At 57.9% G+C, this 23,192-nt stretch carries 20 protein-coding genes and 1 pseudogene; 9 read left to right on the top strand and 12 right to left on the bottom strand.

What is annotated here, in order from left to right:
• Positions 1-272 precede the first annotated feature (272 nt).
• On the top strand, positions 273-584 hold the full coding sequence (locus AC3WMU_RS03455) for a hypothetical protein (protein ID WP_492281823.1): 312 nt from the start codon (positions 273-275) through the stop codon (positions 582-584).
• 330 nt (positions 585-914) lie between these two features.
• Here the strand turns inward: AC3WMU_RS03455 and AC3WMU_RS03450 are convergent, their stop codons facing one another.
• From AC3WMU_RS03450 to AC3WMU_RS03425, 6 genes and pseudogenes are all read right to left on the bottom strand, one after another.
• The gene (locus tag AC3WMU_RS03450) at positions 915-3,644 is read right to left on the bottom strand and encodes a DEAD/DEAH box helicase (protein WP_492281822.1); all 2,730 of its coding nucleotides are present in this window, start codon (positions 3,642-3,644) and stop codon (positions 915-917) included.
• 498 nt (positions 3,645-4,142) lie between these two features.
• On the bottom strand, positions 4,143-6,128 hold the full coding sequence (locus tag AC3WMU_RS03445; protein WP_492281821.1) for an ATP-binding protein: 1,986 nt from the start codon (positions 6,126-6,128) through the stop codon (positions 4,143-4,145).
• 360 nt (positions 6,129-6,488) lie between these two features.
• The gene (locus tag AC3WMU_RS03440; RefSeq protein WP_492281820.1) at positions 6,489-6,956 is read right to left on the bottom strand and encodes a hypothetical protein; all 468 of its coding nucleotides are present in this window, start codon (positions 6,954-6,956) and stop codon (positions 6,489-6,491) included.
• 136 nt (positions 6,957-7,092) lie between these two features.
• Positions 7,093-8,466, bottom strand: a complete 1,374-nt coding sequence (locus tag AC3WMU_RS03435; RefSeq protein ID WP_492281819.1) for an AAA family ATPase — start codon at positions 8,464-8,466, stop codon at positions 7,093-7,095.
• A gap of 59 nt (positions 8,467-8,525) precedes the next feature.
• Positions 8,526-8,846 (bottom strand): hypothetical protein, encoded by a 321-nt coding sequence (locus AC3WMU_RS03430; RefSeq protein ID WP_492281818.1) that lies wholly within the window; start codon positions 8,844-8,846, stop codon positions 8,526-8,528.
• Positions 8,847-9,614: 768 nt separating this feature from the next.
• Positions 9,615-9,845 (bottom strand): annotated as a pseudogene (locus AC3WMU_RS03425) (transposase); the annotation flags it as partial.
• A 146-nt stretch (positions 9,846-9,991) separates the two neighbouring features.
• Here AC3WMU_RS03425 and AC3WMU_RS03420 point away from each other — a divergent pair.
• Positions 9,992-10,930 (top strand): tetratricopeptide repeat protein, encoded by a 939-nt coding sequence (locus AC3WMU_RS03420; protein WP_492281817.1) that lies wholly within the window; start codon positions 9,992-9,994, stop codon positions 10,928-10,930.
• Positions 10,931-11,062: 132 nt separating this feature from the next.
• Complete coding sequence (locus AC3WMU_RS03415) at positions 11,063-11,638, top strand: hypothetical protein (RefSeq protein WP_492281816.1); 576 nt, start codon at positions 11,063-11,065, stop codon at positions 11,636-11,638.
• Between the two features lie 33 nt (positions 11,639-11,671).
• On the opposite strand, the gene AC3WMU_RS03410 is transcribed toward AC3WMU_RS03415, so the two are convergent.
• On the bottom strand, positions 11,672-11,881 hold the full coding sequence (locus AC3WMU_RS03410; protein WP_035213300.1) for a hypothetical protein: 210 nt from the start codon (positions 11,879-11,881) through the stop codon (positions 11,672-11,674).
• A 177-nt stretch (positions 11,882-12,058) separates the two neighbouring features.
• Here AC3WMU_RS03410 and AC3WMU_RS03405 point away from each other — a divergent pair, with 177 nt between their 5' ends.
• Together AC3WMU_RS03405 and AC3WMU_RS03400 are read left to right on the top strand one after the other, a co-directional pair.
• Entirely contained in the window at positions 12,059-12,715 is a 657-nt protein-coding gene (locus AC3WMU_RS03405) for a DUF7716 domain-containing protein (protein WP_492281815.1), read from the top strand.
• 177 nt (positions 12,716-12,892) lie between these two features.
• Positions 12,893-13,678 carry a DUF899 domain-containing protein gene (locus AC3WMU_RS03400; protein WP_492281814.1) on the top strand — a complete coding sequence of 262 codons (786 nt, stop codon included), beginning with the start codon at positions 12,893-12,895 and terminating at the stop codon, positions 13,676-13,678.
• A 30-nt stretch (positions 13,679-13,708) separates the two neighbouring features.
• Here AC3WMU_RS03400 and AC3WMU_RS03395 read toward each other — a convergent pair whose 3' ends face one another.
• Both AC3WMU_RS03395 and AC3WMU_RS03390 read right to left on the bottom strand, forming a co-directional pair.
• Positions 13,709-14,092: a hypothetical protein gene (locus AC3WMU_RS03395; RefSeq protein WP_492281813.1), complete on the bottom strand. Its 384-nt coding sequence runs from the start codon at positions 14,090-14,092 to the stop codon at positions 13,709-13,711.
• Positions 14,093-14,249: 157 nt separating this feature from the next.
• Positions 14,250-16,163, bottom strand: a complete 1,914-nt coding sequence (locus tag AC3WMU_RS03390) for a B12-binding domain-containing radical SAM protein (protein ID WP_492281812.1) — start codon at positions 16,161-16,163, stop codon at positions 14,250-14,252.
• A 174-nt stretch (positions 16,164-16,337) separates the two neighbouring features.
• Here AC3WMU_RS03390 and AC3WMU_RS03385 point away from each other — a divergent pair, with 174 nt between their 5' ends.
• Both AC3WMU_RS03385 and AC3WMU_RS03380 read left to right on the top strand, forming a co-directional pair.
• A complete protein-coding gene (locus AC3WMU_RS03385) occupies positions 16,338-17,273 on the top strand; it encodes a hypothetical protein (RefSeq protein WP_492281811.1) in 936 nt (311 codons plus the stop codon).
• Positions 17,274-17,285: 12 nt separating this feature from the next.
• Complete coding sequence (locus tag AC3WMU_RS03380; protein WP_492281810.1) at positions 17,286-17,708, top strand: hypothetical protein; 423 nt, start codon at positions 17,286-17,288, stop codon at positions 17,706-17,708.
• Between the two features lie 14 nt (positions 17,709-17,722).
• Here AC3WMU_RS03380 and curA read toward each other — a convergent pair whose 3' ends face one another.
• The gene (curA, locus tag AC3WMU_RS03375) at positions 17,723-18,751 is read right to left on the bottom strand and encodes an NADPH-dependent curcumin/dihydrocurcumin reductase (protein WP_492281809.1); all 1,029 of its coding nucleotides are present in this window, start codon (positions 18,749-18,751) and stop codon (positions 17,723-17,725) included.
• Between the two features lie 111 nt (positions 18,752-18,862).
• Here curA and AC3WMU_RS03370 point away from each other — a divergent pair, with 111 nt between their 5' ends.
• A complete protein-coding gene (locus AC3WMU_RS03370) occupies positions 18,863-19,762 on the top strand; it encodes a LysR family transcriptional regulator (RefSeq protein ID WP_088591205.1) in 900 nt (299 codons plus the stop codon).
• A gap of 109 nt (positions 19,763-19,871) precedes the next feature.
• Positions 19,872-20,804: a 2-hydroxyacid dehydrogenase gene (locus AC3WMU_RS03365; RefSeq protein ID WP_492281808.1), complete on the top strand. Its 933-nt coding sequence runs from the start codon at positions 19,872-19,874 to the stop codon at positions 20,802-20,804.
• 66 nt (positions 20,805-20,870) lie between these two features.
• Here the strand turns inward: AC3WMU_RS03365 and AC3WMU_RS03360 are convergent, their stop codons facing one another.
• Together AC3WMU_RS03360 and AC3WMU_RS03355 are read right to left on the bottom strand one after the other, a co-directional pair.
• Complete coding sequence (locus tag AC3WMU_RS03360) at positions 20,871-22,016, bottom strand: alpha-hydroxy acid oxidase (protein ID WP_280030137.1); 1,146 nt, start codon at positions 22,014-22,016, stop codon at positions 20,871-20,873.
• Positions 22,017-22,185: 169 nt separating this feature from the next.
• Positions 22,186-22,941, bottom strand: coding sequence for an SDR family oxidoreductase (locus AC3WMU_RS03355; protein ID WP_424625494.1), 756 nt, complete (start codon positions 22,939-22,941; stop codon positions 22,186-22,188).
• Positions 22,942-23,192: the final 251 nt, after the last annotated feature.

Genomic DNA, 23,192 nt, shown 5'->3' with positions numbered 1-23,192 from the left:
ATTTGCTTGGCTGATTGGCATGAACCACAGATAGCTTTTACTGGTGATGGACTGCTGATCCTTGCCTGATCAGTAGTCCTCCGCAATTGCGCTTGCCTTAAAAAAAGCGTGATCAATTTGGCACAGAACCGCATTGCGTCCGTGCTTAGCGGGGCATACTCGCCCCGTGGTCCAAAGGATCGCCCGGGTTGACAGCCGGAAAGACAGAACAAGTGGCCGCTGCAATGGCGGCCTCCTTTCTTTCATCGCGTCAATTACACCGGAGCGCCGAAATGAGCGACCACCATTTTACCTATGACCGTTGGGCCACGCCGGATGATCCGGAGTTCGGTGTTGTTCGCGTTGATGATTTGCGGAAGATCGAGCGGGCTTGCTTGGGAATTTGGGCTATTGCGAGGATTGTGGGGAATAGCGCGAATGAGCCGGGGGCGACGGAAATTAGGCCACTCCATGGTTGGGTCGTATCGAATTTGATGGGTGGAGTAGAGAGCCTGTGCGATCAGATCGCTGATCTAGCAGAAAGCTCAATGGATGAGCCGCCGTTAGAACCCTTATTGTCCAAGGCTGGAACGCCGAGGCAGTAGCGCAGTCATGTCAGCAAGCGCCGAAAGCACTGTCCGTGAGTCGGCTTACGACCCGTTGCAGTCCTTCAGCCCGCCGGCGTGACCGACAGTTCCGCAGCGAGAGCGGTCGTTGGCGGGCGTGTACGCATTACACGACAGTGTCTCCATTTGAGTCATCCAGTCGATCACGATGGCCTAAACCATAGGATTATTTGAGGCGTGACACAGTCGATGCCTTCGGCGATGAGGATGTCGGACCTTCCACGCACATCAGCGGTGAGGAGACCCTTTTCGCATTGAAGAGATTGCCGATTCCCGGATCTGTACCGTGGTCGCGCAAGCGCGAAGACTCTATTTCCCGATATAGGTCGGATTACCGCCAAGGCGTTCGAGCTCGGCAACGCCCGGGCTACTAAGCCAAGTCATGAAGTCGGCTGCGGGGAGCGTACCTGCATGGACGCGTAACAGAGCTTCCATAAATATACTGTGTTCGACAAGTGTGATGTCTTTCGACGCCGCAGCCTTCTTCTTCGAAGTTTCGTCGAACGCCGGCTTGCCCAATGTCACGCGTCGCATCGCAGGATCGAAGTCTGCCGCCTTCTGAGCAACCGCCCAGGCTTCCTCCTTCTTGATTAGAGGCGGCGCCTTAGTGCAGGTCTTGCATTCCAGCAAGATTTGCTGCACGCCTAATACAATGAGCAGATCCGGCACGTTAGGGCGCGTACCGTCGTCAAGCACGGTGACGCTCCAGGAGACTTCGACCCGCAGGAGTGTTGCAATCGCCTCTTCGTACTCCGTTCCCAATGCTTCGTCACAAGCCTTGACCTGACGCTCGACACCCAGCTCCTGTCCGGCCTTGCGATGAGCCGAAGCAAGTCTGCTCGGTCCAAATCCGACAGTATTCGAAACGGCGTCTAGCAGGGCCTGGGCGCGTGGTTCACTTCGGAGCAATTGCACCAGCTTCTCCTTAGGCGTTGCCAATACGTCGTGCAAGGTCGCGATACCCTGGGCGACGAGGGTCATCGCTCGTTGCCGACCAAAGCCCGGCACGCCGTGCCGTTCGGCAACTCGCAGTACATCCAGCGCCTCGGCTGGCACTCCCCAACGGACCCGGCGAGCCAGCATCGCAATCTGGTTGCTCACCGTTTGCGGGCAACTGAGCTCTGGCGTGGTCGTGAGCTTATGCAAACCATCAAGCACCCAAGCCACGTCCAGCGCGAGGCGATGGATTGAGCCGCTTGGGACATGAGCGATGTGTGAGATCTTCCGATCCGCCAATCCTTCGGCATAGAGTGCAACCGCGTGGGCGCACTGGGCTAACTTCATGTCGTTGCGGTCGATCTCTACAGGCAACAACTTCGTTCCCCAGTACGTCATCGACTCGTATGTCGTGCGTGAAGGAAAAGGGAAAAACCGTGATGGACGTTCAGCCCGGAATTCGTCGCTGGCACAAGCTGCGTAGATCAAGCCAAGAATCCAATCATCGAAATTCGCGACGAGGTTCGGTCCGATGACACGCAGCATTTCGGCGAGCTGCACTACAGTGGCAGGAAGCAGGCCGGACACCGCCGCGACATTGCCTAACGGGGTAATAACCAGGGAGCCAGATTGCTCGCGGATCAATCTATTGGCATTGAGCCATTCGACGGCGGCACGGCTTTCTATAGTAAGAGTCGCCAGCTTCTGCGGATTCCGGTTAAGAGTCTGATACCAGTACAGAGTGTTCTCAAAGAAGACCATCACTTCAGAAAAACTGCTCGCAAGACCCGAGGCCACAAGCGTCAAAATTGTCTTGCGGATGCTTAGGTTCACCAGTTGCGAGTTGAGCCGATCATTGTCGGGTAGCACCAGCATATTGGCGTGGGCAAGCTCTACACTATTCTGCGGCAGCAGAACAGCGAACCCGTCGGGATGCATACCAAGCCTACCAGCCCGGCCTGACATGTTGCGATAGTCGGATCTGACTAAGTGGCTTCCCGCCCGGTTGCCGTAGCGATAAGTGAGCTTGGAAAAGACTATGGTCCGGAACGGAAAATTGACCCCTGCCGCGAGAGTTGAAGTGGCAAAACAAACCTCGAACCTTCCGTCAACGAAGCCAGCCTCAATGACTTGGCGCTCCTGCGGTGACAAGTCGGCAGTATGAAAAGCAACGCGGCGCTCTGCGTTCTCGCGCAGTTGATCTGACGAATCTGTTGGCTCTGAGAAAAGGTCAAGCTGCTGAGCCAAATCAACACCCATGGCGACGCGGGGTCGGCTTTGCCCGAACGTCGTTGCGAAGCTCTGCGCTTCGCGCCGGCTTTCAGTGAACACCAGGACAGGGCCTCGACCTAGCTGGAGAAGATGATTCACAACGCCTCCGATTTCGTTCGTCACGGGAGCACCACCACTCACGTCCTGCCCACTTTCGTCACCGAACTTCGTGCGATGAACCTGGCCGTGGAACCAGATATCTTGGTGCAGAGGCACGTCGCGGTACGAGCTGCGAACTAAATCGCACATCATCCATCCCGCTATGTCCTCTGGATTCTCGACGGTCGCGGATAACGCCACGAATTGCTTGGCACCGCGCTGGCGCAGCGCTGAGCAGAGCGCTTCGATGTCTGGCCCGCGACCAGGCTCGCCAAGAATTTGCAGCTCGTCCGCAACAACCAGTGCATTATTCGGCCTGAGGCGACCACTTAGAAAGAGGCCGAGGGCCTTCTCATAAGTTGCGACTACCAACTGCGCGTCGACATCTCCTTCAATGCGGTCTCCCGTATTTAGCCCAACTGAACCGATTGGCTCAGCAGCGCCTTCGCCGAAGCGAGCGACGAAATCGAGGTACTTCTGGTCAGCAAGCGCCTTGTGGGAAACGAGATAGATCGCTCGGACCCCGGCTCGAAGAGCGCAAAGGACCGCAATCTCCCCCACTAGGGTCTTGCCGGACGAAGTTGGCGCACTGACGACGAGACTTCGGCCATCGGCTGCGCCCGCCGCAAGTGCCCGTTGCTGAACGTCGGTAAGAGATTCGATGCCCCAGCGCTGCAACCGTTGAATCACCCAGGCATCAAACCCTGCTCCCTGTGCATCAGATATCTTCATATCCTTCTCCCCCCGGTTGTAGGGTTTGAATGTAACGCATTGTCGCAATAATTCACATAGTCGAGACCCAGATGTTCTTGCCTTTTATGCCGGACCCGTCCAATTCGCAGCGTAGCGCCACATCTTAGAGGATTGGGCGAATGCGATCTGATACTGGAGGAACTTCCGGGGTGAACGAACTTTCACCGACGGTGTTCGAACGCAAACGGGCTGAGAGGCCGAGCTGTTGTAGTTCACGGCCGCGCTCGACGAATAACCGGTCCGTCGCTTACCTGCGCTCTAAATGTCGAATTTGGATTGTCTGCTCCCAGCCTGAAGCGGTCAATCAAGAAGAAATGTTGACCGACAGTTTCCAGCCGGTTACCCAAAAGGTCTCAGACTACAAGTTCTTTCCAAAATTGTAGTCTAAGACCTTTATTTTCAAAGCGAATATGACAACCGCGTTGTTGTTGGGCGCTTCAAAAATATTAATTATGCAGGGCGCTTCAAAAATATTAATTATGCATTTTCCTCGATCGAGCTTTTTAACCACCGGATAGCCTCCATCGCCGACGAAAAATCCTCTCCGCTTATTTCGTTAGCGTGTGCGTCGGCCCTCAATTTGTTAACGGTATTCATTGCCTCCTCAAAACGAAACCTGTCATTCCTGAATATATTCTTAAATGACTCCCATTCTGAAAGAACTGCGCGTTTCAAGTCGGAGAAATAAATTTCGCCACGAAATATGTCGTCATATGAATAAGATTTTGCCTTGCTTTTTTGGGATTTTTTCGCCATTGCATCTATGAAAATGTTCTTGGCACATGCCGAACCAAACGCAATTTTCAAGGTTCTCTTTACTATATTTCTCAGTTCTTGCTCGAAGGAGTTTCGCTCCGCATTGAGTAGTTCCCAACGTTCTTCCAACGTTTCAGGAGAGCGAAGATGCTTCGCTGTATCTGCTATTGCATCTTGCACTGCGATTATGCGAAAGTGGTACCTATCGCCTGCTTTCGTCACGAGCCCGTATCCCAATAGGTGATTTATCAAGGCGGGCTCATCTAAAGCATATGACGAGAATGTTTGGTGATCATCGGCGGAAAGATGCTGCAAAAGTTGGTACTCATCGACATACCGTTCTCTTAAGATTCGGAGAATTAGATCAATATAATCTCGCGTGCCAAGTCTTAGTTCGTCTCGCTTTTCCCTATATGCCTCCTTCTTGATATGGACTTTCCGCGGAAGATGTTTCTTTAGATGTAATTGATGTAATTTGCTGCACACTTGCCGAATTAGGAACGGATGCCCCCCGTATTCATCAGTTAAGTATGTGTACACCTCGGTATCAAAGGACATTCCCATGTATCCGCCGATGTATTTGAGCATCGCCGCGACATCATCCACATCAAAAAAGCCGAGATATGTCGGCTCCACATATCTATAAAGAGGATTGTCTAAACTTGGTCCGATAAGAGGTGTTTCAACACAGCGGGGGTTGACACCACAGATCAGAAATGAAAATAAGTTTGGATTTTGTTGAAAAATGGACCGCATTGTTTGCCAGAATGCTAGGTAATCTGAGCCGCTAGTCCAATGGTTGGTCGGTGAAAGATCAAAGGATAGGTTTTCGACTTCGTCGAAAATTAGTAGTATGGGTTTTCCGAAGATTTTTCTGATCAGAAGAAGATCGTCGGAGAATGCAGCAGACGCACCGGCTTCAGAATATTCGTACTCGCTGCGCCCTGACTCTGACATGGAGTTCGCTTGAAATAAGGCCTGTTTAACTCGGAAAAGCGTATGGTTCCAGCGAGCTTTGTGGTAGCGCGTATCCGTGCAGTCGATGAATGCCACAGGAGCACCGATATCGCGCAGTTCTCTGACGACGGCCCAAAGTACGGATGTTTTTCCGATACGTCTTAGGCCAAATATCGAACTATTTTCTCCCTCGTTATATTTTCCGATGATTCTCTGCACATCTGTTCGCCGCCCAAAAAAATATCTGTCGGTCTTCAACGCAGACGAGATCGCAAATAGATCCTTGGTATAGAGATTCTCCTCTAGGCGTCGCCTCACAATGTCCGCTTTTCCGGCGACACTGCCGGCTAACTCGTTATACCTGAAAGGCACAAAAACCCGAGCTTCGCTAGTGATACTCACCTTGGGCACGTTAGCTTCCACGTCAGATGCGTTAGATACAATAAAGACACATAGGCGGTCCAGTCGACTTTGGCTTGCTGCTAATGTCTTGTCGATGAAATCAATGACCCGTGAGTCCAATACGGGATATGGATGAATAACGCATAATATTTCAGAGAAGAAGCAGAATCTCTGTTGCAGATCATCAGTAGGTTTCAGATAAATTACTGGATACCGATCCTTTCCCGCCTTTCCAATCTTTGCGTTAGAGACAAAAAAAATCGTCGCCAGATTATGAACAATTTCAATTTCTTTAGGCCCAAAGTCGTTTAAGCGCACAGCAGGGCGGAGTCCAGGATTCTGATTCATACGTTTATGTCTATTGATATATTTCTTTGATTATCGATTTGAACATTATCTTCGAATTTAGCCCAGTTTTCGAGGGCCGTCTCAAAATGTTCTCGCCTGCACGTCACACCAACTTTAACGACTTGGTACTGCATGCATTGCAATGTCTAACCCTTCACGCATCGGAAGGTAATCCCCAAGAAAACGGGTCAGACTACAATTTCACAGTATTTAAGTGGTGAAATCGTAGTCTGACACCTTTTTCTGGGGTGACGTTACATCCAATGCATTAACTTCGATCCCTTCTTCCACTCTTTCAGCATCCACCAAGCACTGGTGTTCGCCCGCACCCTATGCGACGCAGTCAGTGAGCCACATCATTTAAGCTGCCAGCGCTGCCATATCGACCGTCCCGTCATTGAAAAAAGATTCGGTCGCAGCTATCAAATTAGTATCATCAACGAATTCATCACACGCCCCAAAATGATGAAAAAATCTATTTAATTTGCAAATACCAATGGTGTAGTGGCCCTTAGGGGTCAAATCCACATAAATTCGGTTCGCTTTCAATATATGCTCCTCATATTCATCAATATGAGGATGAATGATACGAAACGCCGACGATGCCGTTGGATAGCGTTTTCGGCGCACACCAGCAATAACAGGCTCGTGGAAAACCTCATTTTTTCCCTTATACTCGTTGCAGTCCGCACAAACCACACATAGGTTTCTGGGCTCAAAAATAAATTCTAGATATTGATATTTCGGAACTATATGTTCGATAGGAGAAGCATGAGCAGCTCGCACGCCTACAGCACCTCTACAGTAAACACATTGCAGCTTTTGCACATTTCGGTAATGATTCCTCACTTCCCCACGGAGAAATGTGAGATCCTCGTCCCCCCAGTTCGTATGACCAAAATTGGGGTCTGACTGCTTTTGCTGGATGATGGTCGCACACTCAGCACTAAATTTAATTGGGTGATTAATTATTGGCATATATTTCACACAACTGCATCACCGATTCCACTAAGTCTCCAGTAGGATCTAGTGGATCCAAATTTCTAGCCAAGCCTTTCAACCGATCGAGTTCAACCAAATTTTCACTGGTAACCCTCTTTGCCGCTTTCACTCTCGACAATAAGCTGAAGGCAAGTCTGGCGATGTATTCGTTCATTATCCCCGGAGCATCGAAAAGTTCTGCGAGTTGGTAATCAGCTGAGCGCTTTCGAAAATCTTCCGCCCTTCGAACTGTTCTATCTGATAATGATGTGACGTAACACCCTTCACCGGGAAGCCTAGATATTATTTGAGGCGAGTGCGTTGCAATAATAAATTGGCATCCAGCATATGAGGAAAAAGTTCGAGTTAGCATTATGATGAACTCCTCCTGCCAGCGCGGATGCAAGCTAATCTCTGGCTCATCTATAAGAATTATTGAACCGTCTGTTATGTGCCCTGCTATGCCGAGCATCATCACCAAGAGACATTGCTCCCCCGAACTAGCTAGTTTTAGCGACATGGGGCCAAAACTTTTTTTCATGAGCCGGATGTCCATAAGACGCATCAGACCCGCACTTAGAAGTGTCAAAATAGATTTCGCGAGGCTTTTGTTGGCAAAATGAGACCCCGCGTGAAACTCACCTGTAACGAAATTTACGGCGAGCGTGACTGCTTTACGCGTGGTTTCAAATTGGTTTACTTCAACCATGGCCGCATATATATCGCGGCGTTTATCTTCACTATAGCCTTTCAGGTGACTGATATAACGCTCATCCAAGCTAATTTCATGCCGTAAGTTCAGGTTATTGATCTCTTGCAAAACCCTATCACCATAGCGATGATTCACGTGAAAAATTGATTCAATTTTTCCAATATAACCAGGCTTGAAAATAAACTCTGCATTCGGCTCGAAATCTAAAGAATGGAATACATCCAAAAGATTCGCCGTATTATCTTCTTTCGCAAGTTTTTCCAACCACCCCTTGGCGGCGGAAGCGAGCAGTGACACCGCGCTTGAAGCCCCAAATGGCCCCTCCCCGCGCATACCAACATACCTATAGTTCGTTTCCGTATCGGCCGAATTACCATACCTGCGATTTGACGGAAACTTATCAAACGGGCTAGTCGAAACTGCGATTAATTTTGGATTAATGTAGCGATCAGCATGATAAAACCCATCAAGAACAGTCTCATATTTTTGTATGCAGCTTTTGGCAATATTAGACAATAATCGGCTTTTCCCGACACCATTTTTTCCGACCAAAACGGTAAAAATATTCTTATAGGTCGGCACATCACCCTTGATGGCTAGCTCGACATACCCATAATCTGAAGTAGTTAGATATATTCTATTCATATAATCTATTTATCAATAAAACGCATGTGACCAACAACCCAACGCACTTACTTTATAATTCAACTGAATTTAAGGACACCAAATTGTTCAAGCTCGTTTAGCTTGCATTGCAGTCCGGCTGAGATCGCAGTCGCGGGATCTTCGATGCCGTGTTCTTTCACGATGGCATTACCTTCCGACACCATAGCAGCAGCGCCAAGCATCGCGAATGCCGCCTTGCCGGCGGTAAAGGCTGTGAAATCGGATTGGCCATAGCGGGAGGAAACGATGCATGTTCCTTCCAGCTTGCTCCGGGAATCTTGGGAGATCAATGCGTGATTGGCGGTCGTGAAAGCGCCAAAGGTGAGAGCAACTGGTGCCGCGATAGCGATACGGAACATCAACATCTCGTTCTAAGGTTGCAGGATAGAAACGCTCTATCTCGGAAAGCGCGTATGCGCGCCTTACTCAGAGCCCTGACCGATGATGCGGATTGTGCTGCCCCGTGCTTGGGCTGCGTTTGCGGTGGTGTCCGCCGACCTTGCCAAAGCTGATGCACAAGCAAACCGCAGTGACAACTTGGCTTAACGAATCGTTGCTGATCGCGTTGCCCTAAAGCAAGACTTCAGGGGCCAAGGTCGGCCAAAGATTCTAAATGTTACCTTAGTTACTAACTTTGATCTACGGCAGATCTAAATCGCCATACAAGAGGCCATACATAAGCAGATACCGATCTGTTTTCTGCACTCGGTCGTTCGTTAAGCTGAATGCTTATGTGCAAGACCCTCTGTACCCGCCGAGCTTTCCTTTCATTTCCCCTCCACCCGCCCCCACCTCCCCGCAATCCCTCCCGCCACCGCCTTCATCCTCTCCACCACCATCCCAAATCTCTCCATCCCCAACCTCTCTGCCATCGCCGTAACCGTGATCGCCCCCAGAGCCACCCCTCCGTCCATCAAAACCGGCACCGTCACCGCACTAGTCCCCGGCATTAACCCCATCGCCGCATGCGCAATCCCCTCTCTCTCCGTGCCATCTCAAAAAAATGGTGTCAGGCTGCGTGCCGGGCTAGCGGAGGCATGATCTGGCATCATCGTTCCTTTTGACTGACAGTGTTTCCATGGCCAAGCTTTTCAGCCCTCTCGACAGCATCGAAGCCATCGCTGCCTCGCGATGAACTTGTTATCGAACCCGGTAAAGCGGCGGTCGTGCTTGCGGATCAGGATCGGAGAGAAGCCGCGGTCGCAGTCGCGCGGGATGTGTACCCGCAGCGGTCCGTCGTCGGTGAGCACGGTCTTGCCGCTCTTGCCGTTGCGCTGGTTGGTGGCTTGCTCGGCGCGATCTACGGCCGGGGGATACCCCAGATGGTGGCCTAATTCGGCGCCCAGCGCCCGTTCGATGCCGAATACCGCCGCCGGCGTACAAACGCTATTGGACTGGCGCGTCAAACATAGCGCCCCACCCGAGCAATCTCACGCATAGCACGATATCGCCAACCAGAATCACTATGTGGTTTCACTCTATAGCCCGAGGACCAGGAGTTCTTTTGTCTACCACGCAATGCGCACGCACCTTGTCCTTAGCTTTCGCCAGCAGTGCGTCGTCCCTTCTGATCGCAGCCACCGCGCTTGCCGGCATCTCGCTCCCACTGGAACCCGCGCAACCGGCCGCAGACACCGTCGCGGCCGCGCCGCTGAACCTGGCTGACCTGCGCGCCAACTGCGGCTTTTCCTTGCGCACCCCGTTGGATGCCGTTGTTGCCGCCTGCATCAAGTTAGGAGAGGCTGCCGGGAATAACACGGTGCTTCGCGCCTGGGCAATTGCGCACGAAGGCCTTGCCTATGACCGCATGGCAACCGGGGGTAGCGCTGACGAGCAAGCGGTCTTGGCATCTCGCTCGGTAGAACGTTATCGGGAAGCTATAAGAACCGACCCGAAAGAGCCCACGGCGTACCGCTATCTGGGCGACCACTTCTACGATACAGATGCCAAACAAGCGATATCCAACTATCAACTTGCTGCCACCCTGACGCAAGAGGATGACCTTGGCATGGATAACCTCCAGGTCGCGTGGCTCTACGATCGAGAGAAAGACTATCGGAACGCCGCCAGCATCTATACCGCACTGATCGACGAAAAAAAGGGCGGCCCCGTGTATCACGGCGCTTCGCTATATGCCATGCGTGGGGCGAGCTATGAGAAATTGGGGGAACTGGATTTAGCAGTGGCGGATATCAATGAGGCCATTCGCCTTAAGCCCAACAACATCACCAACTATACGAACCGGGGCAACGTACTTAGAAAGCTCGGGCAGCTCAAAAGCGCGTTGGCCGACTTCGACCATGTATTAGCCCAAGACCAAGACGCAAGAGCATTTCTGGGTCGCGGGTTGGTCAGACGGCAACTGGGAGACGCATCTGGAGCAGACGCCGACATCGCGCGCGCCGCAGCCCTGAAGCCACGTCTGAGTGAGGCAGATCTTTAAGGTCTCGACGATAGATAACCTGCGACAGCCGGCTACCGGGTGCGAGCGGCACTTCACAGAACATAGGCACCAGACTGCAATTTTTCCTAGGCGTCCCATGCCAAACTGCAGCCTGACACTTTATTTCCCACCATGCCCTCTCGCCAACACAAGGCCTTCCCAGAGCAAACGACGCTTTTAGCAGCGGCATTCCCCCCGAACCAGCGATCCGATGTCGCGCTGATCGCCGAATACATCTGCCCCAGCGTCATGAGCGGCCGCGGATTGTCCGTTGTTGTGCAGCAAGCGCCATTGACGCTGCCGTATCGCGTTCAACATCGAGGTGACGATTCCCTGTTTTCACAGTTGAACGAACCCCAGGCGCTGCTCTACGCGTGCATACAGGCGCGTCATCACGATGGCCACGTGCGCCAACGCCAAATTGGGCGTCTGGCTGGGGGTTCGAAGCCTTGGGTTGCGCCTTTCCTGCTGCAGCTTTGCAGCGAGTACGTCGTTGAAATTCTGCAGGAAATCGAGACCTGCTTGCCCTTGCTGGACAAGCAGATCTACGGCGCGGTGCTTAGAGACAATCCTGCCTTTCTGGCGTTGGCGCAGCAACGCATGACCAGCTATTGGGATTGCTATTATGGGCGTCGCCAACCCGACCGCGAAACCTATGTCGGGTTTCGTTTGTTCGAACACTTCCGAAATTGGCAAGCGTCAGAGTAAGACCTCACAAGCGGGACAGGCGCGGCCTGGGTATCAATTGCTTCGACGCAGTTGATCCGTGGACTGCTTGTTCAAGCGCTTCGCTTCCGCTTCGGCATAGTCTTCCTCGCCCTGCTCGTACTGGCCCTCATACATGCAGCTGCTGCGAACAAGTCCGCACTCGCCAATGACTGAAGAACACCCTGAACTCAGGGCAGCAAGAAACAGCACCACTCCGTAACGGCCCAACGTTTGCATCGACATATCGCTCCTTGATGATCGGATAGTGTACGGGTCGCGATCATCATGACGGCTGGGTAAGTCGGTAAAAAATGGTGTCAGACTAGGGCTGCAGGTCAGCGGAACCCTGGCTCGGCCACATTGTTTCGGCATGGCGTAACCACAGGGTGGCATCATCATTACTTTGGACAGATCATTTTCATGCGTGAGTGTTTAAGCCTTCTCGACAGCATCGAAGCCATTGCAGCGTGTCACGACGATAGGGATGTGTGGGACCGCTATTGCTGGGTCTACGCGACAGATGGGGTTCCGCTGGTCGAAGCCCAGATCTATTTGTCTTCCAGGGACGACGAAACGGAACTCGAGCTTGACGGAGATGGCGCGCAACCGCCCGCCTTCGCAGTCGCGCACGGGCTGGTGGCTTACCTAGAGGCCGCCACCTTCGCCGACGTGCTGAGTGTCCAGAAGCGCCAACAACCGCTTTCGCGGCTTGAAGACTATGCGGCTGCGCTCGAACACTATGCTGAGCAGGACGCGTTTCTTGATCGCGGGGAATTTTATGGCGGTGGCAGCGAGCCGCAGCCATCACCGGGAATATCCCGTGACCTAGTCGCTGAATTCGATCTTGAACTGGTGTCGTGCCCAATGGACAACGTGCTTGCGGCGGCACGCGCGACGGCTGATCTGCTCCAGATCGGCGTAGCGGACGCCCTTAATCGGTGCGGGCGGCTTCCATTGGTCCTCGGAGAACGCATTGATGCGCGGGAGTGCGAGCGTATCGAGGCGCGCTTTGCCAGTATTGGTTTGCCGTTGCAGCGAACGACGCAAGTATCGTTCGTTTGGCAAAAGGGTCGCTAGATCCGCGCTCGACCCAGCCCCGGCTGCCCGCTAAGTCACTGAAATATCGCCACATTTGTTACTCCCGCCGCCCGCCTCCCGGTGCAACACTATCCCTCAGCATCATCCAACGATGGACCGCCGCGCGATCCCTCGATCGTCCCAGCAAGAGGTATCCACACTCGGAGGCATCAACCCATGACCGCTCCCATCCAACCCACCGGCCCCATGCAAACGCCCCCAATCGTCACCCCCGACGAATGGGAATCCGCTCGCCAGCAACTCCTACTCAAAGAGAAAGCCCAGACCCGCGCCCGCGACGCCTTGGCGGCCGAACGCCGCCGCATGCCCTGGACGCCCGTCGACAAGGAATACGTCTTCGAAGGCCCGGATGGCAAGCGCACCCTGCTCGACCTTTTCGACAACCGCCGGCAGTTGATCGTCTACCGCGCCTTCTTCGAGCCTGGCGTCTATGGCTGGCCCGAGCACGCCTGCCGGGGCTGCTCGATGGTGGCAGATCAGGTCGCGCACCTGGCGCATTTGAACGCCCGTGATACGACGCTGGTCTTCGTGTCACGCGCCCCGCAAGCCGACATCGCCCGCTTGAAGGCCAGCATGGGCTGGGACATGCCCTGGTTCACGCTGACCGACAGTTTCGACGCAGACTTTGGGGTAGACGAATGGCACGGGACGAACGTGTTCTTCCGCGATGGCAATCGCGTGTTCCGCACGTACTTTCTGAATAACCGCGGTGACGAGCAGATGGGCGGGACGTGGAACTATCTGGACATCACGCCGCTGGGCCGGCAAGAGGTCTGGGAGGACTCACCCGAGGGATATCCGCAGACGCAGACCTATAAGTGGTGGAACTGGCACGACAGCTACGTCGCGGACGCCCCGCCGGATCAGAAGTGGGTAGAAATCTCTGATGCGGGCGAGAAGGCGTTCCGGAACCATTGCGACGGCGCTAAGCCGTCGACGTAGCCGCCGCTCCTGTCGAACGCGACGCGCTGATTATTTGGCCGGCGCGAATATGATCTTGACCGGATTATCAGCCTTGTATGAGGCGGAGGCCGGCCCGGACTTGGGATCAAAGCCCGGATGCCAGGCTCTAAGCTCCGCATCGGAAAGCCATTCCAACTGCAGTTGGTCGTCCGGCGAAAGAGATTTGAATTGCGCCAGCGCGTTCACCGCGGACTGGCAATTCTCTGAGGTGCCAGACTTCAAGACCGAGACCTGGGTTTGCTCGGTCCGAGTCATGGAGCCAGGTTGGGGGCATTTGCGGACCTCAACGTGGTACTGGCCCTGGGGCGAAGGCAGATCCACAATGATTTTGTTCGGGCCGCATCCGGCCAAGAGCGCGGTCGGTAGCGCCAGCAGTGCAATATGTTTTCTCATCGAGCTACCTTGTGACTACCGGGGCAGTCGGTCCGTGAACACGTCGATCGCCATAATACCCGGCGCTATGTTTTGAGGCGCGCCTGCCGTCCCAGCACCGACATCAAGCACGACGCTACCGCTATCCAAGGGGTTATCGCCCAGGCATGAACGCTGCCTACCCCTGCTGACTCAACGCCCTGGCAATCTTGTTTCGCGACACCGTCGTCTTCGGCACCTTGAACGGGAACCACGTCCGCACGTCTTCTTCCAGACCAATGCCGTGCATGTAGTTATAAATCGCCTTCTTCAGCGCACGACCCAAGGCATCGTGATCCACACCCGTCGGGTCATGAAAACCGATGTCGTTCTTGGCGAACGTCACATCGGGCAGAGGCTTGAGCGTCACCCCGTATTCTTCGGGGTTCTTCCCCACCGGGGAATGCACCGTACAGGCGAAGCGGTGGAAGAACCCGCTTTGAATACAGCCGTTTTCAAATAACTGACGCACGTATTCCAACGCGTCCACGGTGTCTTGCACCGTTTGCGTGGGAAAGCCGTACATCAGGTAGGCGTGCACCAGGATGCCGGCGTCGGTGAAGGCGCGCGTGACGCGGGCCACTTGGTCCACCGATACGCCTTTCTTCATCAGGTTTAGCAGCCGGTCTGAGGCGACTTCCAAGCCGCCAGATACCGCGATGCAGCCGCTGTCGGCCAGCAGCTCGCATAGCTCCGGGCTGAAGGTTTTTTCGAATCGGATGTTGCCCCACCAGGAAATCCCGGCGTTGCGGTCGATCAGTTCGGTGGCCAGGGCTTTCAGCGATTTGGGCGGTGCGGCTTCGTCGACGAAGTGGAAACCGGTCTGCCCGGTTTCGCGGACGATGGCTTCGATGCGGTCGGCCAGCACGGAGGCCGATGCGCCTTCATAGCGGCCGATGTAGTCCAGGCTGACGTCGCAGAAGCTGCATTTCTTCCAGTAGCAGCCATGCGCCACGGTCAGCTTGTTCCAGCGGCCGTCGCTCCACAGGCGGTTCATGGGGTTCAGCATGTCCAGCAGCGACAGGTAGCGGTCCAGCGGCAGGCCGTCCCAGGTGGGCGTGCCCACTTCGGCAAACGCCACGTCGGGCTCGATCAGGTTCACGTACTGGACGGCGCCCGAGTCCTTGTCGCGCAGGAAGGTGCGGACCAGGCGTTGGCGCGAGCGTTTGCCTTGCACGTGTTGCAGCAGGGCCAGCAAGGGGCGTTCGCCGGCGTCCAGGCAGACGAAGTCAAAGTAGTCGAAGACACGCGGGTCTTTCAGTTCGCGCAGTTCGGTGTTGACGAAGCCGCCGCCCAGCACGGTGATGATGCTGGGGTCTTGCGCCTTGATGGTTTGAGCGATGCGGAAGGCGGCGTAGACGGCGCCCGGGAACGGCACCGACAGCAGCACCATCGTGGGCGTGTGACGGGCCAGGGCTTCACGCGTCAGTGCTTGCAGCGTGTCGTCGACCAGTGTCGGCGGGGACGCCAGGGCGTCGGCCAAGGGGTCGAAGGTGGGCTGGCTGCCTGCCAGGGACTCGGCGTAGCGCACGAATTCGAAGCGCGGATCGATGGCGTCCCGCAGCACGTCGGCCAAGTCGTTCAGGTACAGGGTGGCCAGGTGCTTGGCGCGGTCGTGCAGGCCCAGCGCGCCGAAGGCCCAACCCAAGGGGTCGCCGCCCTCTTCGTCCAGGTAGACGTCCAGCGAGCTGAATCGCGGGCCTTCGGGCAGGAAATGTCGGCCGACGATACGGTGCGCCAGCGTGGAGTCACGGCCTTGCAGAAAGGCAATCGTGGGGCCGATCGTGGACAGGTAACGCGACTGCATGGCCACGAAGGCCTGGATGGGCGGCGTGTGCTTGGCAATCGGCATCGCCTCGATGCGCTCCGCGACGGCGCGCAGGCCATCGGTGGACAGCAGGCGCAGCACCAGCGCCAACGCCAGGTCCTCCTGGTACGCGGTGACATCGCGCGAGCGCAGGAAGCCCGTCAGGTAGGCGGTAGACGGATATGGGGTGTTCAACTGCGTCATCGGCGGGATGACCGACAGCACGCGTACAGGCGAGGTGGACATGAGGCACGGCAGGGTTGCCGTCAAAAAGCGGGGATTGGGGGAATTATAGGCAGTGCGGCGGGCCAAGCCCCCGCTGCCTGCGCCGCGGGCCGCTAAACTGGCGGTTTCCTGGCGACGGGCGCGTCCGCTTTCCCGCCATCCGCCCCCTGCGAGCCCATCCGCGACACAGCCTAGATGACAACCCTGTTCTCCACGCCCGGCTATCAGGCCCTGATGGCGCTGCAGCGCCGAATTCATGCCTTCACGATTGACGCCGCAATCGAGTTGGACGCGGATATCGACCAGCCGGATTTGCCGCTGTGGACGCGCCTCTATCAGTATCTGACGATCGCGCCGCTGCATGGCGGCCTGCATGTGGAGTATTTCGGCGGTAGCTGGGACGAGCCTTTCGAGTGGACGTTGGAATGCCTGGCCCGGCAAGAGGTGGCCGACACGCTGGTGTCCCTGGCGTTCACCGGCCCCGATGAAGGCGCGAACGGGACGCGCGAGTGGGAATTCACGCCGTTGCTGGACAGTGGGGTGCAATTCCCGCGCTTGCGGTTTTTGTCGATCCGGCCGACCGCCCCCGAGGACCACAACACGTCGATGATCGTGCGGGCCGGCAGCATCATGGAGGAAGGCGGCGAGATCGCGCGGTTTGCCGCCAAAGCACCTTACTTGAGCGATCTGGTGGTGCCGAACGCGCCGGACGCGACGTTCTTCCAGGTGCCCTTGCCCCAGCTGTCGATAATGCGGATCGGTGGAGGTTCGGATACGCAGGGTTTCATCGACAACCTGACAGCCTCGGGCAATTTGCCCACGCTGGGGCTGTTGGATTTCACGGAGTCCAGCGAACTGCAGTTCACCTGGGCGCGGTCCCGCCCTGAAACCGCCATAACGCCATTTGCCGCCTACGAAAGGCTGTTCGCCAGCGCCGCGTTGGATCCCGTGCATAGCCTGCGCCTGCGCAACACCTGCCTGAGCCTGGAACAATTGCACGCGCTACGAGCCATGCGCCCGTCGCTGCAATTCATGGTGATACAGGCGACCCAAGGCGGCTACGTCAGCCATTTTGACCAGAACGTCTTCCCCTGGAAGCACTTGGTTCAAGCCGACCCCGGCCTGGAGTAGGCCCCGATTCCCATGCGCAACGCACCCGATCCTTTCGCCCCGCCCAGAAAGCAGCGCGTCGTTCGCCAGAACTCGCTGCTGTGGATCCTTGATCCCCTGGAGCAAGATGCCAACTATGTCCGCCGCAAGATGTTCGGCTGCGACGCCGCTTACCTGGACGACATGCTGTACCTGGTGGTGGCCGACCGGGACGAACCGTGGAACGGCGTCATGGTGTGCACGTCGCATGAACGGCAGGCAGCCCTGATGGTGGATATTCCCAGCCTGAACCCGCATCCGGAACTCGGAAAGTGGCTGTACCTGCCCCAGACCGACGAGTCGTTCGAGGCGATCGCGGCGAAGCTAGTGGATCTAGCGCTGGCGCGCGACCCGCGGTTGGGCGTGGTGCCTAAACCGAAGGCGCGACGCCGCAAGCCGTGGCGGACTGAAGCGTAAGGGGCGGGAAACCGCTACTGCCCTACCCTTACCACCAGTTTCCCGAAGTTCTTTCCTTCCAGCAGGCCGATGAACGCCTGGGGCGCTTGCTGCAGCCCGTCGACCACGTCTTCGCGCCAGCGCAGCTTACCTTCCTGGATCCACTGCCCCGCCTGGCGCAGGAATTCGTCTTGCTGCGCGTCTGCGAACTCATACACAATGAATCCCCGCAGCGTGACGCTCTTGGCCAGGATCTCGCGCATCGTGCCGGGCAGGCGGTCCGGGCCGCTTAGCGTGGACGGGCCGTCGTTGTAATTGGCGATCAACCCGCACACCGGCACGCGGGCGAAATTGTTCAGCAGCGGCACCACCGCGTCCCATACATGGCCGCTGACGTTCTCGAAGTAGACGTCGATGCCGTCCGGGCAGGCTTTGGCCAATTGCTCCGCAAAATCAGGCGCTTGATGGTCGACGACGGCGTCAAAGCCCAATTCATTTTTCACGAAAGCGCACTTTTCCGGGCCGCCAGCAATGCCGACGGCGCGCGCGCCCTGGATGCGGGCGATCTGGCCCACGACTGAGCCCACCGCCCCGCTGGCGGCGGCGACGACGACGGTTTCGCCGGGTTTGGGTTGGCCGATGTTGCGCAGGCCGACGTACGCCGTCAGGCCCGGCATGCCCAGCACGCCCAGCGCGGTGGATGGCGGCGCGATGGCGGGGTCCAGGCGACGCAGGCCCGTGCCGTCAGACAGCGCGTAATGTTGCCAGCCGGATTCCGCCAAGACGATGTCGCCCTCACGCCAATCGGGATGGCGCGACGTTTTCACCCGCGCGACCGTGCCGCCCACGATCACGTCGCCAATCTCGATGGGCGGCGCGTAGGACTTGGCCGCGCTGATGCGCCAGCGCATGTAGGGATCCAGGGACAGATACTGGGTCTCCAGCAGGACCTGGCCGTCGCCGGGCTGGGGAATGGGCGCATGTTCAAAGCGGAAATCACTGGGTTTGGGGCGGCCGACGGGGCGGGAAGCCAGGACGACGCGCAGGTTTTGGGGTGCAGACATGGGGGAAATCTCCGTGGATGGGGTCAGTCGGTTAGCGACAACTCGATCCTAGGCACCCGCAAGAGATAAAGGTAGACTGAACTCTCATAATTCAGACTTAACGGATTGATAATGTCAGGCGATTTCGACCCTGCCCTGCTGCGCACCTTTGTGGCCGTTTGCCGCTATGGCAGCCTGAGCCGAGCCGCGGATCACGCGGGGCGCGCGCAGTCGGCGCTAAGCACGCAGATCCGGCGGCTGGAAGAAATGGTGGGCAAGCGGTTGCTGCACCGTACAGGCCGCGGCATGTCGCCCACGACCGAAGGCGAACTGCTGCTGAGCTACGCCCACCGCATCCTGGCGCTGGGCGAGGCGGCGTCGGCTCGGCTGCGCGAGCGTGCCGTCGCCGGCAGCGTGCGCATCGGGCTGTCGGAAGACGTTGCCGTAGCGGCGCTGCCGGCCGCCCTGGGCCGGTTGAAACGTTCGTGCCCGCAACTGCACCTGGAAGTGGTGGTTGACGACGGCGAACGGTTGGCCGCGCGCTGGCAGGAAGGCACGCTGGATGTGGCGTTGGGCGTCTGCGCCGCCTTTGTGGATGAACCCGTCGAGACCTGGTCGGTGGATCTGCACTGGGTGTGCGGCATCGATGACGTGCCGCGCCCCGACCAGCCGCTGGACGTGATCGTGTATGCCGAGCCCTGCTCCTGGCGCCGGCTGGTGTTCGATGAACTGACTGCGGCGGGACGCGACTTCCGGGTCTCGCTCACCAGCCACAACGTGGGCGCCACCATCGCGGCGGTGGAAAATGGGTTGGGCGTGGCGGTACTGACGACCGAGTGCATACGGCCGGACACGATGCGCGTCATCTCGATCGGGCCGGACGGCGCGTCCAGCCTGAACGCGCAGTTCGGCATGTATGCGTCGACGCGGCTGAACGAAAGCGGCCGGGCCGCGGTATCGCTGTTGCGGGAAAGCCTGCAGGGCTGGACGGCGTCCAGGCTGCCACGCCACACGGAACTGCTCGCGACCTGACGCCGACGCCCCGCCACGCGGACAGGTCTTGCGAAAAGGCATATAGTTTTTCCCCTAGCCAAACCTTCCGCCGGGCACCGCCCGGCCTTGCCTTTTTTGCAGACCGGAAATGAAGACATCCCTGCTTGTCCTATGCCCCGTGGTGCCCGCCAACCTGGAAAGCCTGAAGCAGCGCTACGACGTCACCTATGCGCCCACGCCCGAAGAACGGCAAGCGGCCATCGCCGCGCACGCCTCGCGCTTTCAGGCGGTGCTGACCATCGGCACCATCGGGCTGACCGCCGCCGAAATCGCCGCGATGCCGGCGCTTGAACTGGTGTCATGCATGGGTGTCGGTCACGAGACCGTGGACGTGGATGCGGCCCGCGCACGCGGAATCGTCGTCACCAATGGCCGCGGCGCCAACGACGAATGCGTGGCCGACCACGCGATGGGCCTGGTGATTGCCTGCATGCGCAATTTCCGCAAGCTGGACCAGCTTTGCCGCGACGGGGTGTGGCGCACGGCGATCACGCCGCCTCCCAATGTGTCGGGCAAGCGGCTGGGCATCTTCGGCATGGGCGCCATCGGCGAAAAGCTGGCCACGCGCGCCAGCGCGTTCCGCATGCCAATCGGCTACCACAACCGCACCCCCAAGGCCGGGTCGCCCTACCAGTACTTCGACAGCCTGCTGGCGCTGGCCGAATGGAGCGATGTGCTGGTCTGCGCCGCGCCCGGCGGTGCATCCACCCACCATGCGATCAATGCAGCGGCATTGCAGGCGCTGGGCACCGAGGGCTTTCTGGTCAACGTGGGCCGCGGCAGCATTGTGGACACGCCGGCGCTGGCATCGGCCTTGGCCACAGGAGTCATCGCGGGCGCCGGCATCGATGTCTACGAAAGCGAACCCAAGCCGCCCACCGAACTGATCGGCCTGGACAACCTGATCCTGACGCCGCACCTGGCGGGCTGGTCGCCCGAATCCATCGACGCGCAATTCACGATCTTCCTGGAGAACATCGAAGGCCACTTCTCTGGCCGCGGCGCCGTCACGCCCGTATAGATTCACTGCCCGGTGTCGCGGCAAGCAAGCCCCCGCGCATGCCGCGGCGGCCGGCAACGCAACCGCTCAACGGAACCGCAAATGCCGCCGCTGAAGTTCAGCGACGGTCCGGCACCCCATCAGCTTCATGGCGCGCTCGATTTCGATCCGCATCAAATCCAGCGCCCGCTCCACGCCGGGTTGGCCTGCGGCCCCCAACGGGAACAGGTAGTAGCGGCCCAACCCCACCGCCTTGGCGCCTAGCGCCAGCGCCTTGAGCACATGCGTGCCGCGCTGCACGCCGCCGTCCATCATCACGTCGATCCGGTCGCCCACCGCGTCGACGATCTCCGCCAGTTGATCGAAAGCGCTGCGCGAGCCGTCCAGTTGGCGCCCGCCGTGATTCGACAGCACGATGCCGGTGCAGCCGATGTCGACGGCCCGCTTGGCGTCTTCCACCGACATGATGCCTTTGAGGCAAAACTGGCCGTCCCATTGCCGCACCATGTCGGCGACGTCGTCCCATGACATGGCCGGGTCCAGCATTTCGGTGAAATAGCGGCTGATCGACATGGCGCCGCCGCCCATGTCGACGTGGCCGTCCAGCTGCGGCAGCCGGAAGCGTTCGTGCGTGACATAGTTCAGCGCCCAGGCCGGCTTGGCGGCGAATTGGGCGATGCCCGCCAGATTTAGCCGGAAGGGAATGGCAAAGCCCGTGCGTTTGTCGCGTTCACGGTTACCGCCGGTGATGCTGTCCACGGTCAGCATCATGACCTGGACGCCGGCCTCTTTGGCGCGAACCATCATGTCGCGGTTCAGACCGCGGTCTTTGTGGAAGTAGAACTGGTAGACCTGGGGGCCGCCGCTGATCTGGCGGGCTTCCTCCAGGCTGACCGTGCCCAGCGACGACACGCCGAACATCGTGCCGAATTTGCCGGCCGCCGCCGCAACGGCCCGCTCGCCGTCGTGATGGAACAGGCGCTGCAGGGCCGTCGGCGAACAATAGACGGGCATCGCCAGCTTCTGGCCCATCACCGTCACGGACATGTCCACTTGGGCCACGCCGCGCAGCACGTCAGGCACCAGGTCGCAAGCTTCGAACGCGTCGGTGTTGCGCCGGTAGGTGGTTTCATCGTCGGCAGCGCCGTCGATGTAGTTGAAGATCGGGCCGGGCAACCGCTGGCGCGCCATGCGGCGAAAGTCGTGGAAGTTCTGGCACTGGTTCAGACGCATCGGAAGACCCTTATCAACGCTGCCCGCGGGCACGCGTACCGGTTTGCCCTGCCGCGCAGGCAGGGAGTCAAGCGCACCCCTGCGCCATCCGTGCAGGGTCGCGGCCGCCGTCGCGCAGGGACGGCGGCCGCAATGCCGCTGCCATCATATCGTCAAACGACCCGTCGAATCAGTCCGGATTCATTGCCGCAAACGTCGCGTCGTACCGCCCGTCACGCTCTGCCCAGCGCCGGGCCCGGTCGCGTTCAACCAGCACTTCACCCCGGGGGTAATCGCCCGTCGACAACCGTTGCATCACCTCGGCCACGTATTCCGCCAGCGGCATCGCGCGGGGATCCGAGGCCTGGCTGCCGCCGGTCAGCGCCGTTTGCACATAAGGCGGCGCCAATTCCAGCACTTGAACCGGCACCTGGCGCAGTTGGTGGCGCAGCGATTGCAGCCACGAATGCAGGAATGCCTTGCTGGCGCAATAGGCCGGAAAGTCGGCGCGGGGGATGAAGGCCAGGTTGGAGCTGGTTGCCATCAGCACCGCGTCCGCGTTGCGTTTCAAGAACGGCAGGAACGCCGCTGTGACGCGCACGACACCCATGATGTTGGTATCGACAATGGCCTGGGTGGCCGTGGCGTCCCAGCCATCTGCGCGCACGTCTTCCGCCCGCGAAATACCGGCGTTGGCGATCAGCACGTTCAGGTCGGGAAAGCGTTGTTGAACGTCGGCGACGACTTGAGGCAACGAGGCCGGGTCGTCCAGGTCCAGCGCCATGCCGGTCAAGCCCGGCCGGCTGGCGGTGATGTCATCCAGCAAGCGTTGCCGACGTCCGGTGACGATGACGCGGTTGCCCTGGTCGTGGAACGCTTCGGCCAGTGCACGGCCAATGCCGCTGGTGCCGCCGGTGATAAGGATGGTGTTGCCAGTGGTTTTCATGATTCGCGACTCCTGGGATGCAAGAGGCATCCGTCAAGGTGGCGGGCTGGCGACGTCGCCGGGTGCGGTTCGTGGATCAGGATCCCGCGAACGCGCCCCACGGCAAGCGGCCCCGGCATGGCAGAAGCCAAGATGGGGCGAAGCGAAGAAAGTGGGGGAAGTGACGTCATGCCAGCGCGCCTTTGTACTGTCAAGACACTCCCAGCTGGGATCCTCTCGACAAAGGACGCGTTGGATGACGGTAACGCCTA

The sequence above is a fragment of the Achromobacter sp. FW305-C-13 genome, from assembly GCF_058783475.1.
Note: the sequence above shows the minus strand (reverse complement) of the source record. Positions and strands in the feature narration are given on the sequence as shown.

What these genes read in the sequence shown, in the direction of transcription:
- AC3WMU_RS03455 (WP_492281823.1), top strand. Translation starts at nt 273, where the DNA reads ATGAGCGACCACCATTTTACCTATGACCGTTGGGCCACGCCGGATGAT.
- AC3WMU_RS03450 (WP_492281822.1), bottom strand. Translation starts at nt 3,644, where the DNA reads ATGAAGATATCTGATGCACAGGGAGCAGGGTTTGATGCCTGGGTGATT.
- AC3WMU_RS03445 (WP_492281821.1), bottom strand. Translation starts at nt 6,128, where the DNA reads ATGAATCAGAATCCTGGACTCCGCCCTGCTGTGCGCTTAAACGACTTT.
- AC3WMU_RS03435 (WP_492281819.1), bottom strand. Translation starts at nt 8,466, where the DNA reads ATGAATAGAATATATCTAACTACTTCAGATTATGGGTATGTCGAGCTA.
- AC3WMU_RS03430 (WP_492281818.1), bottom strand. Translation starts at nt 8,846, where the DNA reads ATGTTCCGTATCGCTATCGCGGCACCAGTTGCTCTCACCTTTGGCGCT.
- AC3WMU_RS03415 (WP_492281816.1), top strand. Translation starts at nt 11,063, where the DNA reads ATGCCCTCTCGCCAACACAAGGCCTTCCCAGAGCAAACGACGCTTTTA.
- AC3WMU_RS03410 (WP_035213300.1), bottom strand. Translation starts at nt 11,881, where the DNA reads ATGTCGATGCAAACGTTGGGCCGTTACGGAGTGGTGCTGTTTCTTGCT.
- AC3WMU_RS03405 (WP_492281815.1), top strand. Translation starts at nt 12,059, where the DNA reads ATGCGTGAGTGTTTAAGCCTTCTCGACAGCATCGAAGCCATTGCAGCG.
- AC3WMU_RS03400 (WP_492281814.1), top strand. Translation starts at nt 12,893, where the DNA reads ATGACCGCTCCCATCCAACCCACCGGCCCCATGCAAACGCCCCCAATC.
- AC3WMU_RS03395 (WP_492281813.1), bottom strand. Translation starts at nt 14,092, where the DNA reads ATGAGAAAACATATTGCACTGCTGGCGCTACCGACCGCGCTCTTGGCC.
- AC3WMU_RS03390 (WP_492281812.1), bottom strand. Translation starts at nt 16,163, where the DNA reads ATGTCCACCTCGCCTGTACGCGTGCTGTCGGTCATCCCGCCGATGACG.
- AC3WMU_RS03385 (WP_492281811.1), top strand. Translation starts at nt 16,338, where the DNA reads ATGACAACCCTGTTCTCCACGCCCGGCTATCAGGCCCTGATGGCGCTG.
- AC3WMU_RS03380 (WP_492281810.1), top strand. Translation starts at nt 17,286, where the DNA reads ATGCGCAACGCACCCGATCCTTTCGCCCCGCCCAGAAAGCAGCGCGTC.
- curA (WP_492281809.1), bottom strand. Translation starts at nt 18,751, where the DNA reads ATGTCTGCACCCCAAAACCTGCGCGTCGTCCTGGCTTCCCGCCCCGTC.
- AC3WMU_RS03370 (WP_088591205.1), top strand. Translation starts at nt 18,863, where the DNA reads ATGTCAGGCGATTTCGACCCTGCCCTGCTGCGCACCTTTGTGGCCGTT.
- AC3WMU_RS03365 (WP_492281808.1), top strand. Translation starts at nt 19,872, where the DNA reads ATGAAGACATCCCTGCTTGTCCTATGCCCCGTGGTGCCCGCCAACCTG.
- AC3WMU_RS03360 (WP_280030137.1), bottom strand. Translation starts at nt 22,016, where the DNA reads ATGCGTCTGAACCAGTGCCAGAACTTCCACGACTTTCGCCGCATGGCG.
- AC3WMU_RS03355 (WP_424625494.1), bottom strand. Translation starts at nt 22,941, where the DNA reads ATGAAAACCACTGGCAACACCATCCTTATCACCGGCGGCACCAGCGGC.